Below are 14,118 nucleotides of genomic sequence, written 5' to 3'. Positions count from 1 at the left end.
AAGTTAGCGACGGTTTACGCCCTGTAATGCCAGAAGCCGGATGGCCTGATCGATAAGGAGATTGGCTGCGGTCATGCGCAGATGGGCGTTCTGGCGAAATGCGGCGGGCACCGCATCTGGATGATTGAGCCGCGCGAAGCGGCGGCGCTTCTCGGTCAGGCTGTCCAGCGTATCGTGTTCGCCAATGCCAAGCTCATCGCTCACCTCGGCGAGCGATGTCTTCTGCAGGTAGGCGGGCATGACGGCTGGAGGCGGGTCTTCTGTGTCTTGTGCCGGCACGGGCCCTTCCAAGAGTGGCGCATCTTCCAGAAGGTCGAGATAGGCCGAGAGCGGTCGATTGTCCGCCTCCATCTCCGGCATGTCGGATGTCTTGAGTGGGCCAGGATCGAAGATGATGCGGCGGCTGAAGATTGCCGGATCTTCCTCCTCGGGCAGTTCTTCCGCTTCGCGCTCAAGGCGGGCGACAACAGACTGAAAAACCGACTGGCCGAAAAGCATGACGTTCCCACTCTTTTAAGGTCGTATCATCGTCTTTCGAAACTTAATTCCGAGTGTCGTGACGATGATGTAAGCGCCGAACCTTTGTCGGGCTGATTGAGGGCATGCGCGGTGGTGGCGCCTCGGTAGACAATCATCGCAATGTTGCCCGAGGCTTAAGTATCATGCGCTTTTGCGGCTCTCATCGAGTATCAGGTCATAGAGAAGCTGCGCACTTGGCGGCAATACCCGGTCTTTGACCGTCAGCAGGCTGAAGGGTTTGACGCTCAGTTCGAAATCGGTCGGCAGAATGCGAATCTCGCCTATGGGGGCGTGCTGGCCGGACACGAATTCAGCCATTTCCAGCGCCAGTGGCGCGATCGCATTGGTGGCGGAAACGATGGCGAGTGTCAGCACGGTGGACGGCGTGTTGATGATATTGCGCGGCAGCGAAACGCCATGCGACAGGAAGACATCCTCGATCGTGCGCCGAAGCAGCGTGCCCGGAGGCTGGAACACCCAGTCGTAATCGCAAAGGTCCTCCAACCTCGCCGGAGGGTTCTGGAGCAACGGATGATTCTTGCCGACCAGAAGACAGGCGCGTTCGATGCCGATTTCATGGGCGTTGAACAGAGCCGGGTCGAGATCGTCGGGAATGCGGCCGATGACGAAGTCATGCCGTGCGGCCAAGAGCTCGCGTGCGAGAATATTGCTGGTTTCCACCTGAACGCTGATCTCGATGCCGGGATAGATGTCCATCGCCTTGCGCAAGGCCGGCACCACCATGCTGATGGCCGGAGCCGTAACGGACCCGATATAGACCGATCCGCCGCTTCCCGATTTCATCTGCGCCAGTTCGCGACTCGCCTCTCGGAGCTCCAGCAGAATCTTCTTGGCGCGTGTTGCCAGGGCTTTTCCAAACTTGGTTAACACCACGCCACGCGATGCCCGCTGGCAAAGCGGGCTTTTCACAATGGCTTCCATTTCCGACAGGATTCGCGATGCGGCTGGCTGCGTCATGTTGAGCGCGGTCGCGGCCGCGCTGACCTGACCGTGTTCTTCTACCATCACAAGCATACGTAGATGGGTCATTTTCAACCCTGCGCGCAACAGGGGGTTGTCTTCTGTAACGGAGGGAAGCTCACTCAGATTTGTTTCATCCCGTTCCATTTTTCGTGCCTTCTGAGCTGTTAACGCGCCCGACAAAAATTTATATCGATTTAATATACCAAAAAAGATATAGGAAAAGAGAGATATTCTATTTGACAGTTATATGGATTCAGAACAGTTTGCACCTCATGCCGGGGAGGAGCGGTGAAAGACGGAATAGCTCAGGGAGCCCGTTCGAGTAAGCTCGATTCTTCACTACCGCGCATGGATTTGACGGCAGTCTGTAAGGATACAGGTGCCTAAAAGGGTTCCAAGGGAGAGAGTTCATGAAATCCATCATTTCGTTGTTTGCTGCCTGCGCCATCGGCGCTGCAGCATTTGCGTCGCCCGTCTGGGCGCAGGACAAGGGCACGGTTGGTATCGCCATGCCAACCAAGTCCTCGGCTCGCTGGATCGACGACGGCAACAACATCGTCAAGCAGCTGAAAGACGCCGGCTACACGACCGATCTTCAGTATGCTGACGACGACATTCCGAACCAGCTTTCCCAGATCGAAAACATGGTCACGAAGGGCGTCAAGGTCCTCGTTATCGCTTCGATCGACGGCACGACTCTGTCGGACGTTCTCAAGCAGGCTGGCGAACAGGGCATCAAGGTTATCGCCTATGACCGCCTGATCCGTAACAGCGGCGACGTCAGCTACTACGCAACCTTCGATAACTTCCAGGTTGGCGTTCTGCAGGCAACCTCTATTGCCGACAAGCTTGGCCTGAAGGACGGCAAGGGTCCGTTCAACATCGAGCTCTTCGGTGGTTCGCCGGACGACAACAACGCGTTCTTCTTCTATGATGGCGCGATGTCTGTCCTGAAGCCTTACATCGACAGCGGCAAGCTCGTCGTGAAGTCCGGCCAGATGGGCATGGACAAGGTCGGTACGCTGCGTTGGGATCCGGCAACAGCCCAGGCTCGTATGGACAACCTGCTCTCCGCTTACTACACCGACGCCAAGCTTGATGCGGTTCTGTCGCCTTACGACGGCATCTCCATCGGTATCATCTCCTCGCTCAAGGGCGTAGGTTACGGTTCCAAGGACCAGCCGCTGCCGGTCGTTTCCGGTCAGGACGCTGAAGTTCCGTCCGTCAAGTCCATCATGGCTGGCGAACAGTACTCGACCGTCTTCAAGGACACCCGCGAACTCGCCAAGGTTACCGTCAACATGGTCAACGCGCTGATGGAAGGCAAAGAGCCTGAAGTCAACGACACCAAGACCTACGAAAACGGCGTCAAGGTTGTTCCGTCCTACCTGCTGAAGCCGGTTCTCGTGACCAAGGACAATGCTGAAAAGGTTCTGGTTGGAAGCGGTTACTACAAGGCCGACCAGCTGAAGTAATTTCTTCATGATCGTGACGGGGAGCGACGTGATCGTCGCTCCCCGTTTACCCACATAAGAACGCCGGATTGTACGGCGCAGGATTGTGATATGGACAACACCATTCTCGAAATGCGCAACATCACCAAAACGTTTCCGGGCGTGAAAGCGCTGCAAAACGTGAACCTCAAGGTTCGTCAGGGTGAGATACATGCGCTCGTCGGCGAGAATGGCGCGGGAAAGTCGACCCTTATGAAGGTCCTTTCCGGCGTTTATCCCGCTGGCACCTATGACGGCGAAATCCACTACGAGGGTGAGCTGCGCAATTTCCGCGCCATCAACGACAGTGAAGATATCGGCATCATCATCATTCACCAGGAGCTGGCGCTCGTGCCGCTTCTGTCGATTGCAGAAAACATTTTTCTCGGCAACGAGGTCGCGCAGAACGGCGTCATCAGCTGGCAGCAGACATTCACGCGCACACGCGAGTTGCTGAAGAAGGTCGGCCTGAAGGAATCGCCCGAAACGCTCATCACCGATATCGGTGTCGGCAAGCAGCAGCTGGTGGAAATCGCCAAGGCGCTGTCGAAGAGCGTGAAGCTTCTGATCCTCGACGAGCCGACCGCATCGCTGAACGAAAGCGATTCCGAAGCGCTGCTCAACCTCCTGATGGAGTTCCGCACGCAAGGGCTGACCTCGATCATCATCACTCACAAGCTGAACGAAGTGCGCAAGGTGGCCGACCAGATCACCGTGCTGCGCGACGGCATGACGGTGAAGACGCTCGACTGCCATAAGGAAGAGATCAGCGAAGACGTGATCATCCGCAACATGGTGGGCCGCGATCTGGAAGACCGCTATCCGCCGCGCGATGTGCCGATCGGCGAGACCATTCTCGAAGTCAAGAACTGGAACGCCTATCACCAGCAGCACCGCGATCGTCAGGTCCTGCACGATATCAACATCAATGTCCGTAAGGGCGAGGTTGTCGGTATTGCGGGTCTCATGGGTGCAGGTCGCACCGAATTCGCCATGAGCGTGTTCGGCAAGTCCTATGGTCACAAGATCTCCGGCGATGTTCTGATCCACGGCAAGCCGGTGGATGTGAGCACCGTTCGCAAGGCGATCGACGCCGGCCTGGCCTACGTGACCGAAGACCGCAAGCATCTGGGTCTCGTGCTGAACGACAATATTTTGCACAACACGACGCTTGCCAATCTTGCCGGTGTCTCGTCTGCTACCGTCATTGACGACATCAAGGAAATGCAGGTCGCGTCCGATTTCCGCAAGCGCTTGCGTATTCGCTCTTCCGGCATCTTCCAGGAAACGGTCAATCTGTCGGGCGGCAACCAGCAAAAGGTCGTGCTGTCCAAATGGCTGTTCTCCAATCCGGACGTGCTTATTCTGGACGAACCGACGCGCGGTATCGACGTCGGTGCGAAATATGAAATTTACACCATTATCAACCAGCTTGCCGCCGACGGTAAGGGCGTTTTGATGATCTCATCGGAAATGCCCGAGCTGCTTGGCAACTGCGACCGCATCTACGTGATGAACGAAGGACGGATTGTCGCCGAATTGCCGAAGGGAGAGGCGAGCCAGGAAAGCATCATGCGCGCTATCATGCGCTCAGGGGAGAAGAACTGATGAGTTCGACCAACACATCCACCGAAGAGAACAACGTCGTCTCGGTCGGCTCGTATATCCGGTCCAATATCCGCGAATACGGCATGCTGATCGCGCTCGTCGCCATTATGCTCTTCTTCCAGTTCTACACAGGCGGCATTCTCTTCCGTCCGGTCAACCTGACCAACCTGGTGTTGCAGAACTCGTTCATTGTCATCATGGCGCTCGGCATGCTGCTCGTCATCGTGGCGGGGCATATCGATCTTTCGGTCGGGTCCATCGTCGCCTTTGTTGGCGCGATAGCCGCGATCTTGACCGTGCAATGGGGCATGAACCCGTTCCTGGCCGCGTTGATCTGCCTTGTCATCGGCGGCATCATCGGTGCGGCGCAAGGATACTGGATTGCCTATCACCGCATTCCGTCCTTCATCGTGACGCTGGCGGGCATGCTGGTATTCCGCGGCCTGACACTGTTCGTTCTGGGCGGCAAGAACATCGGTCCGTTCCCGTCCGATTTCCAGGTCATCAGCACGGGCTTCCTGCCAGACATTGGCGGCATCGAAGGCATCAACACCACCTCGCTGATCCTGACGATTGCGATTTCGGCTGTTCTTCTCGTGCTGGCCTGGCGTCGTCGTCAGGTCAATGAGAAGCACGGCATCCAGGTTGAGCCTTTCGGTTTCTTCCTTGTGCAGAACCTGCTGATCGCCGCTGCGATTATGTTCCTCGGCTACAGCCTGTCGACCTATCGCGGTCTGCCGAACGTTCTGATCGTCATGCTGGTGCTGATTGCGATCTACAGCTTCGTGACCCGTCGCACCACGATCGGCCGTCGCATCTATGCGATGGGCGGCAACGAGAAGGCGACGAAGCTTTCCGGTATCAACACCGAACGCCTGAGCTTCCTGACCTTCGTCAATATGGGCGTTCTCGCTGGTCTCGCCGGCATGATCGTGGCAACGCGCCTGAATTCGGCAACGCCGAAAGCTGGCGTGGGCTTCGAACTGGACGTGATCGCGGCCTGCTTCATCGGCGGCGCGTCCGCTTCCGGCGGCGTCGGCAAGATCACCGGTGCGGTCATCGGCGCCTTTATCATGGGCGTGATGAACAACGGCATGTCGATCGTCGGTCTCGGCATCGACTTCCAGCAGATGGTCAAGGGCCTTGTGCTGCTGGCTGCCGTGTTCTTCGATGTCTACAACAAGAACAAGGGCTGACCGTCAGGTCCACCCCCACCTATAGAACGACAGCAAGTGGCCGGTTTCCGGCCACTTCCATGAGGCGGCGGCGTTTCATGACGCCCAGGAAGGAACAATCATGCTGATTTCTCAAATCAAGGATGCCAGCGGCAAGATCATCGTCGCGGCACGCGAGGACGGCGAGCAGGCTCGTGCGGTCAACAACACAGATTCGGTCTATACGCTGGCGATGGAAGCTGCCAATGGCGGCAAGTCGCTCGCTGAGGTAATTGCGGCCCACGGGTTTGGCGATGCGGTCGATCTCGAAAAGGCCTATTCCGAAGGCCGCTTCCTGCCGCCGATCACCCATCCAGATCCGGCGCATCTGCATCTGACCGGCACAGGCCTGACGCATCTCGGTTCTGCCGCCACGCGCGACAGCATGCACAAGAAGACTTCGGAAGCGTCTGACGAGACGCTGACGGACTCGATGAAGATGTTCAAGATGGGCCTCGAGAACGGCAAGCCGAAGGCTGGCGAAAAAGGCGTACAGCCCGAATGGTTCTACAAGGGCAACGGCCACGTCTCGGCGGCTCCGGGTGCAGCGCTCGTCTCTCCGTCTTTTGCGCTTGATGGTGGCGAAGAGCCGGAGATGGCCGGTATCTACGTGATCTCCGACAAGGGCGAGCCTGTGCGCATCGGCTTTGCCGTGTCGAACGAGTTCTCCGACCACGTGACCGAGCGGATCAACTATCTCTACCTCGCTCACTCCAAGCTGCGCCCCGCAAGCTTCGGTCCGGAAATTCGCGTTGGCGCACCGCCATCCGATATCCGCGGCACGTCCCGTATCCTGCGCGACGGCAAGGTGATTTTCGAAAAGCCGTTCGTTTCCGGTGAGGACAACATGTCCCACACCTTCGCGAACCTCGAATATCATCACTTCAAATACGGCTTGTTCCGCGTTCCGGGCGAAGTGCATGTTCACATGTTCGGCACGGCCACGCTGTCTTTCGCGGATGGCATCAAGACCGAAGCTGGCGATGTGTTCGAGATCGAAGCCGGTGGCTTTGGCCTGCCGCTGCGTAACCCGCTGAAGGTTGCCGAGGAAGAGACGATCACGGTTCGCCAGATTTAGCGGGCAGGGCGGTTTTCTTATCGGATGCCGTCCGCCAGACTTGACGAAGAGGGCTCGACGCTTAGCGTTTGGGCCCTTTTCTTTGTCAGAGCGCACGTCCTCTTAGATTGCCCACAGGCCTACTTCTCCCACTTCGACAGAATTGCCGGCGGGGTCGCGGACGTAAACGGAATAGGTGCCGTTGTCCCAACGGAAGTAGAGGTCGATCGCTACACCCTTGGCGACGAAGTGATCGCGCCACGCATCGACCTCCGCCTTGTTTTCAGCCCTGAAACACAAATGCCCCGCTCCTGTGGTGCCATGACGGGGAAGCGGATTGCCGCCTTCCGCGATGCGCGATGTCTCCGGATTGAAGATCAGCAGCATCTGCTCGCCGCAGCGCAGGAAAACGAACTGGTTCTTAAAAGTTTTGACAACCTCGAGCCCGACAACGTCACGATAGAAGCGCTCCGCGGCATCAAGATCGGTCGCATAGATCACGGTTTCTAAAATGGCTTTCGGTGGTCTCATCGAATGGTCCTCCTTGGCGGGTCAATTCCATGATAGTCAAATCGTGATGGACAACTGGCTGCGCCCTCGGCTTTGTTGGTGGGGTGTGCAAGAGCCACTATGACCCGCAAGAAGCGCACGTCTTCGGTGCTCTTCACAAAAGAGAAGTTCTCCGAATTTGCCAACGGATATGTTGGCGCCAGCGCAAGCTTTTGGAGTGCGAAGTAGTCCTTCGCCTAATAGTGTCTGAAAGCGTCTTCGTGAGCGCAGTCCTTTCCGCATGATATTCAGTGCGCCGCGGTAGACCTAACAAGTGCAGTTTTGCGGCGAACTGCATTTGGACATGGCTGAGACGGTTCTCTCTGCGCTGGCGGTGTTTTACGTTCATCCAAGGCGAAGGATTAACGCGGCAGCAGGCTCTCGGTTGTTATCACCCTCAGGTCGATCGCCTGCATCAGGGCGTCCTCTGCCGTTACCTCGTGACCAAGACCCAGCCTAGCCGCGATCTCTCGCCAGCTTCGGTTCTCCAGCGATTTATCTTTACCGTAAACTTGCCCTGATTCAGGTAGGCTGGTTGCGTAGCCATAGGCATAATCTGCCTCCAGGATTCCGCCCACGGTTAGCTCAATATCTGCGCCTATGAAGATCGGCGTCTTGAAATTCCCACCAACAATGAGCGACGAGTCTTCTCTTGCGGCATACACCCACTCGTCGGCTATCAGGCTGCCAGTCACGATAACGATACTCCCCCAATGATTGATCAAGCTCCTGCATCGTAAATCACCAAAGACAATCAGGGTTGCGTTTCCATCTTCGCCTTGCGTGGAGACAAGCCCGTCCACCGCAAGGTCACCATCCACGGCTGTTACAAGGCTCTTCGGCCGGAAATCGTTGCCTAATGAAAGGCCCCCTTTTTGGTACCCAGCCTCGATCTCCTCAAGCGGCATGCCGGCAGGTGTAAGTTCAAACCTGCGCACACAATCTCCTAGATCATTTGGCAGCTTGCTTGCCCGCTGCTTCACTCGATCAAGCCATTCCTGCGCCGTGACTGTTTCCAAGCCCATGAAGATCCTCCTGCTTCGCTTTTCGTAATAACGGCTTTAACATAAGCAACCTTTTGGCGATTGGTTCAAATCATACAAATTTTTTTCCGAGCCGTCCTCAACGCAGACCGTGATTGCGATTAAAGCCTGCCGTAACGTGTTCGTTTTTAGGGAGAGCAATATCCTGATCCATTTCCGTCCGGGGAGGGCGTTACTCGCTGACTAAGGAGCGCCAAGCATGATCTGCGACACGATCGCCGCAATCGACATTGGCCCGAACTCCGCATCGATGAGCGATACGCTCACTCGTTCGCGGACTGATCGAAAGATTGACGCATCAGCCGCGGCAACCGGCACTATGCCGAATTTGAGGTCGCATGCGTGCAGGAAATCTGCACCCTGTAGCCCTGCATTTCGCTCCCGCGGGACGGGGATGGACCCTGGCGGGGAACCGGCCAAGGTCGTTTGCAAGCGCGTTCGGGGACCGTGTGATGGCGCCGCGGACGCATCGCGCCGACAGCCAATGCTCCTCTTTGTCCGACATCCATTTTCCACAATACAAAAGAACAAAGGGAGTATATGGATTTCTCATGGACAATCCCGAGCACCTGTACACCGAACATGAAATCAGCGAGCTGGTATCTGGTGCCGGCCCGTTTGCGGCGGCGATGCGCGCGTCGCGGATGCCGATGGTGATAACCGATCCGCGAAAGGCGGATAACCCGATCATTTTCGTCAATGATGCTTTTGCCAGGCTGACAGGCTATAGCCGCGAGGAAACGCTTGGCAAGAATTGCCGCTTTCTGCAGGGGCCGGGAACGAATGCTGATGACGTGAGCCGTCTCAAGCGTGCCATCGCGGAGCGCACCTCCATCGAACTGGATCTCCTCAACTACAAGCGGGATGGGTCGATCTTCTGGAACAGGCTGCTGGTCTCGCCGGTCTTCGATGGCGAGGAGCTGATGTATTTCTTCGCGTCTCAGCATGATGTGACACGAGAGCGTGCAATCAACGCGATCAAGAACCAGGAAGACTATCAGCTCGAATTGGAACGTCGGATCGCTGATCTGATTGCCAGCGAAGAGCGCTTGAACTTTACGCTGAAGGCAGGCGGTTTGGGAACCTGGACGCTCGACCTTCCAGCGCAGAAGCTGTCTTGTTCCGCCCTGTGCAAGGACAATTTCGGCCGCAGCCCTACCGATAAATTCGATTATGAGGAGCTCAAATCGTCCATCCATCCGGGTGATTTCGACCGCTGGCAGGATGCGGTGATGTCGGCTCTTTCGTCCGATGGCAATCTCCAGGTCGAGTATCGTATCAATCGACCGGACGGCACTTTAAGCTGGGTGGAGGTTCGAGCGGAAACGAAGTTCAGCGCCGATGGGCAGCCGATCCTGATGAACGGCATTTCGATGGACATCACGGCGCGTAAGGCAGTCGAGGCGGAGAAGGCGGTCATTGCCCAGGAGATGGGCCATCGCATCAAGAACATGATGGCGACCGTGCAGTCTATCGTCAACCAGTCGATGCGCGGTGATTTCGATGTCACGACGATGCGCAACAACATCACGAGCCGCCTGGATGCGCTTGGACGGTCTCATGATGTGCTGCGGGGTAGGGACTTTCTCTCGGCCAATATCAGGGCTGTCATCGAACGCGCGATTGAACCCTTCGATGCGGGAAAGCGTTTTGTTATCTCAGGTCCAGATTTCCTTCTGTCCCACCAGGGGAGCAACACGCTTGCGCTTTCGCTGCATGAACTTGCAACAAATGCGGCCAAATACGGTGCGTTGTCGACGAGTGAGGGAAGGGTCATCATCGATTGGAGGATCGATGGCGATGAATTTCACTTCGCATGGGTTGAAAGCGGAGGCCCTGCCGTGAGCCCGCCGAAAAAATCAGGTTTCGGCACCCGCTTGATCAGAATGCTTGGGCTGGGGCTGACTGGCAAAGCCTCTATCGATTATAACGTAACGGGCGTCGTCTTCACGGCATCAACAAACCTGGCTTCGCTCTCCGAGATCTGAGAGGTAAATTTGCGCCGGGGCCGTCTGTCTCTCGGCACGGAAAATCGTTCTTTCAGTGCCTTTGCGCTGCCGGTATCGGGAATAGTATTTCGCCGTAGCGGGTCGAAGACGTCCCCGCAGAAGCGATGAAACAAGCCCGCATTTAATCTCTGGTCGTTTCTCGGATATCATCATCCTTCTTCATTCAGGTTCATTATCTGCGCAGGGAGCACCGTGTGCGAAAAAGAGAGTTCCTCACCGGAGCAGTCACATTGGGTATCGTTGCGGGAATGGGAGGCGAGCCTTTGATAGCGCAAGACGATAGCGTGGATGTGTCAGCACTTGCAGCATTGCGACCGGGCATGCCGGGCGCGGCAGTTGAGAAGGCCATGGGTACCGCCTGGCGCGCCCCTGCGCCGCATAAGGGTGGGGTGATCGACATTCTGGAAAACACCTATGGGGTGATCGTGCGACTGGATCGTACCGGTCGGATTGGAACGATCACGTTCAACTCTCGCTTCGATCAGACAATAGCGGGTGTACCCATGGGCATCAGCCTCAAAGAATTGCCATCTGCTGTCCCCGACATGAAGGTCGGTGAGGAAAGTAAGGTCCTGCGCGGGACGCGCTACGGCACAATGCGTCTTCCGGAGGGCATTTTGTCTGCGCGGATCAGCAATGGAAATCTGTACGAGATTGAGATTTCCAACCCCAAGGCCGAATATACAGAACCGACTGCCCCACCATACCCGGTTGCCAAGGGCGCCCCCGGCGCTCCGTTTTCCGATCCCAATTTGAAGCTCGTTGTCATGTCATCGCTGTTGCGATCCAAGCTGCTTGACCTTGGCACTCCAGAGCAACTTGCCAGCCATGTTCTTGGCCGACAGGTCGATCTTGAGCAGGACGGGTATGACCTTATACCGCAGGCGCTTGATTATCTTGTTCGCTACCCCCTGACGCCTGAGCTCCTCGATGCCGTCGACAGGGTACAATTCGATGGCGGGGAAGAGATTTATCCCTATGCATGGTATTTCTGGGGAGGTGAAGAGACTGTTTTCGACGTTAGAGACACATCGGATATTGGCCTCTGCGTCAATCTGAAAGCCATTTTTGTCACGTCGATGATTGACAGTTTCGATCTCCAAACACTTGTGCCTTTGCGCAAACTTGAACGGATCGACATCAACGTTCCAGCCGAAAATATAAAAGCTCTGCTCGATATCCGGTCGCTCAAGAAGGTCGAAGGTCTTTCCCGTGATGCTGACAACAGGGACGTTCTTGAAAAACTGAAGAGCAACGGGGTGCAAATATACTGATCGCTCAGCGACGCTCAGGTGAAGGCTCGCACTCGTGATGCAGGCGCGGGCCCACTCTCAGTTAGAGGTCTTGGAGCTCTTCCTTAACAAGGAAGCATCTTGGAACTCTGAACGCCTCTCTTCTCGGCATCTGCGCAAGACTGGTCATCCGGCATTTCTGCTTCGTCCAGGCGCTGTAGCAGATGCGAGAAAAGTTCGTCGGTCTGCACAGATTTTCGCGATGCAGGGCGAGAGGTTTGCTTTATGGCGTCATGGCTCAGAAATCTTGCCAATCGGTATTCTTGTCCGGTCACGAATTCTGTCCCTGTGTTCCCCACGCTGAGAACAGTTCTGAGTGGAATAGGTTCCGCGGATATGCGGTGTGCAACGTGAAAAGCAGGATCGCGCCCAAAAAAAGGGCGCCGTTATGGTTTCACGGCGGTTACATGCAGCCAGTCGGTTGGCTTGTTGTCGTAGCCGCCGCCTTCGGCTTCGTCGATAGTGACTGAGGTCCAGGAACATCGCTGGTAGACCTCCAAAAGCCACTCGGGAGAAGGATAATTGTAGAAGCGGTCGAGATCGTCGCGGCCTTCAGCAGTGCCTGCCTTGTAGCTGGCATAGAACACGCCCTTATCTTTCAAGGCAGCATGGATGCGGGCGATGATGGACGGAAGCGTGGCACGGGGCACGTGTAGCAGGCAGGCATTGGCCCAGATTCCATCATAGGCGTTTTGCTCGTTAATATCCTCAAAGAGCAGCGTGCTGGTCGCAACGCCGAGACGGTCTTGGGCAGCGCGGGCCATTTCAGGCGTACCGTCCGTGGGGTGAACGTCGAAGCCGAGACCAAGCATGGCCTCACTATCCTGACCTGCGCCGCAGCCCAGTTCAAGAATACGACCGCCCGCTGGCAGGATGGCGAGAAAGGCCTTGAGGCGAGGGGAGGCCTCTTCGCCTCGGGTCGTATAGGCAGCAACTTCTCGGGCGTAAAAATCGATCGTATTGTCGTCGCGGGCTGTCATGGACCGTGTCTTCCTAGTGGTACCTTCTTAAAGGAGAAGCGGTTTAGCACGTCTGTCCAACAATCTCCAAGTCCGCCATCCGTCTGAAAGCTGTTCAGGGCTTGGGGGCTTTTGCGAGGCTGGCACACGAAGACCGTCTAAGCGCTTGACGACATCAAAGCCTTCCAACCATGATCTGGCCAAGTCGTAAAACGGTCTGTTGCGTTTTGGCAATCAAGCGGTGGGAACAATGACGAATGATGTGACGCTGACGTCCTACGCGGGCCTGGATGACCGTATCGCCATTATCCGGGCTGGCGATGAGGTCGACGCTGTGTTCGTCGGGACCGAGCGTTTCAACGTGCTGATCGATACGCTGGGGACACCCAGCCAGTGTCGTCACGCGCTGGATCTGCTTGCCGATCGGATGCAGGGTCGGCCTCTGATCGTTGTCAACTCGCACATGGATTGGGACCATTTCTGGGGCAATCGTGCAGTCAGTGGTGCGCCGATCATTGCGCATCAATCTGCAATCGAGCGATTGCGTGACCCCTCGGCGCTCCGAACTCTGGCAGAGAAAAGGAAGACGGAGTCTCGCTTCGACGAGGTGGAGCTTGTTTCACCAAACTTGACCTTCAGTGGCGACAGTATGACCCTGCATGGCGGCGATCTCACTTTGCATCTTTTTCACACTCCAGGACACACGCCGGACCATCTTGCCGTGTGGATACCGGAGATTGAGACTTGTCTGGCCGTCGATGCGGTGGAGCATCCCATTCCGGAAGTCTGGAGCAGTTCGCCGGAAGACTTGCGCAGCCTTCGCTCCTCGTCGAACCTTATTCGCGGCCTGAAGGCGAAACACCTCGTTCTTGCGCATGGTCAAACGAGTGACCCCGCCGTCTTGGATCGCAACATCGCCTATTTTGAAAACATTCAAAACGCCGTGGCTCTCGTCCCTGCTTCTGCTCTGGAACAGGAGGTGCTGGATGATCGCGAGGGAATGATGCTTGAGAATTTTATCGATCTTCCAGCGGGTATGTCTGTTGAAACGCTTGAATTTATAGACGCTGCCACCGCTCCAATCTCGCGGCCACCTTTGCGACGCGGCGGGCCTCTCGTCCAGCCGGTCCTGAAAAGACAAACGCCAGCGTTGCGTGATCTGTAACTACCGAAGAATGCGCCGGGACCGTTCCGAAGGCTGTTGATACGTCTTTTGCGCGATTTAACGCAAAAGCCGTGCAACAACTTTTATCTGAAGCTAGGTCTAGAGCGTTTCCTTGTTAAATAGAAACGTTCTGCCGGAGCAGGTTTTCGTCAGGGCAAAGGCGATTGGCGAAGGGCATACCCAAAGGTACGGTCGAGCCGATCGCCTTTGAGCCTGGCGGAAAGAT

At 56.4% G+C, this 14,118-nt stretch carries 12 protein-coding genes; 7 read left to right on the top strand and 5 right to left on the bottom strand.

Annotation, left to right across the window (positions count from 1 at the left end; translation table 11 throughout):
• Positions 1-3: 3 nt before the first annotated feature.
• Together QZ862_RS00060 and QZ862_RS00055 are read right to left on the bottom strand one after the other, a co-directional pair.
• Positions 4-498 (bottom strand): hypothetical protein, encoded by a 495-nt coding sequence (locus QZ862_RS00060; RefSeq protein ID WP_296096668.1) that lies wholly within the window; start codon positions 496-498, stop codon positions 4-6.
• 162 nt (positions 499-660) lie between these two features.
• Positions 661-1,647 (bottom strand): LysR family transcriptional regulator, encoded by a 987-nt coding sequence (locus tag QZ862_RS00055; RefSeq protein WP_296019975.1) that lies wholly within the window; start codon positions 1,645-1,647, stop codon positions 661-663.
• Positions 1,648-1,913: 266 nt separating this feature from the next.
• Between QZ862_RS00055 and chvE the strand changes: the two genes are divergently transcribed.
• The 4 genes from chvE (at position 1,914) to araD1 (ending at position 6,896) form a co-directional block, all read left to right on the top strand.
• Positions 1,914-2,978 carry a multiple monosaccharide ABC transporter substrate-binding protein gene (gene chvE / locus QZ862_RS00050; protein ID WP_296019973.1) on the top strand — a complete coding sequence of 355 codons (1,065 nt, stop codon included), beginning with the start codon at positions 1,914-1,916 and terminating at the stop codon, positions 2,976-2,978.
• Positions 2,979-3,068: 90 nt separating this feature from the next.
• Positions 3,069-4,604: a sugar ABC transporter ATP-binding protein GguA gene (gene gguA, locus QZ862_RS00045; protein ID WP_296040624.1), complete on the top strand. Its 1,536-nt coding sequence runs from the start codon at positions 3,069-3,071 to the stop codon at positions 4,602-4,604.
• Complete coding sequence (gene mmsB / locus QZ862_RS00040) at positions 4,604-5,800, top strand: multiple monosaccharide ABC transporter permease (RefSeq protein WP_296096665.1); 1,197 nt, start codon at positions 4,604-4,606, stop codon at positions 5,798-5,800. Before gguA ends, mmsB begins: the two co-directional genes overlap by 1 nt.
• 100 nt (positions 5,801-5,900) lie before the next feature.
• The gene (gene araD1, locus QZ862_RS00035; RefSeq protein ID WP_296019966.1) at positions 5,901-6,896 is read left to right on the top strand and encodes an AraD1 family protein; all 996 of its coding nucleotides are present in this window, start codon (positions 5,901-5,903) and stop codon (positions 6,894-6,896) included.
• A 102-nt stretch (positions 6,897-6,998) separates the two neighbouring features.
• On the opposite strand, the gene QZ862_RS00030 is transcribed toward araD1, so the two are convergent.
• Positions 6,999-7,406: a VOC family protein gene (locus QZ862_RS00030; protein ID WP_296096663.1), complete on the bottom strand. Its 408-nt coding sequence runs from the start codon at positions 7,404-7,406 to the stop codon at positions 6,999-7,001.
• Between the two features lie 380 nt (positions 7,407-7,786).
• The gene (locus QZ862_RS00025) at positions 7,787-8,449 is read right to left on the bottom strand and encodes a hypothetical protein (protein WP_296096660.1); all 663 of its coding nucleotides are present in this window, start codon (positions 8,447-8,449) and stop codon (positions 7,787-7,789) included.
• 569 nt (positions 8,450-9,018) lie between these two features.
• Here QZ862_RS00025 and QZ862_RS00020 point away from each other — a divergent pair.
• Positions 9,019-10,455, top strand: coding sequence for a PAS domain-containing protein (locus QZ862_RS00020; RefSeq protein ID WP_296040613.1), 1,437 nt, complete (start codon positions 9,019-9,021; stop codon positions 10,453-10,455).
• 215 nt (positions 10,456-10,670) lie between these two features.
• Complete coding sequence (locus QZ862_RS00015) at positions 10,671-11,750, top strand: hypothetical protein (protein WP_296096656.1); 1,080 nt, start codon at positions 10,671-10,673, stop codon at positions 11,748-11,750.
• A 404-nt stretch (positions 11,751-12,154) separates the two neighbouring features.
• Here the strand turns inward: QZ862_RS00015 and QZ862_RS00010 are convergent, their stop codons facing one another.
• Positions 12,155-12,748, bottom strand: coding sequence for a class I SAM-dependent methyltransferase (locus QZ862_RS00010; RefSeq protein ID WP_296019951.1), 594 nt, complete (start codon positions 12,746-12,748; stop codon positions 12,155-12,157).
• A gap of 229 nt (positions 12,749-12,977) precedes the next feature.
• Here QZ862_RS00010 and QZ862_RS00005 point away from each other — a divergent pair, with 229 nt between their 5' ends.
• Positions 12,978-13,892 (top strand): MBL fold metallo-hydrolase, encoded by a 915-nt coding sequence (locus tag QZ862_RS00005; RefSeq protein ID WP_363315890.1) that lies wholly within the window; start codon positions 12,978-12,980, stop codon positions 13,890-13,892.
• Positions 13,893-14,118: the final 226 nt, after the last annotated feature.

This window comes from uncultured Agrobacterium sp. (assembly GCA_913777615.1).
Classification (GTDB): domain Bacteria; phylum Pseudomonadota; class Alphaproteobacteria; order Rhizobiales; family Rhizobiaceae; genus Agrobacterium.
The sequence above is the reverse complement of the archived record's forward strand: the minus strand, read 5'-3'. Positions and strand labels throughout refer to the sequence as shown.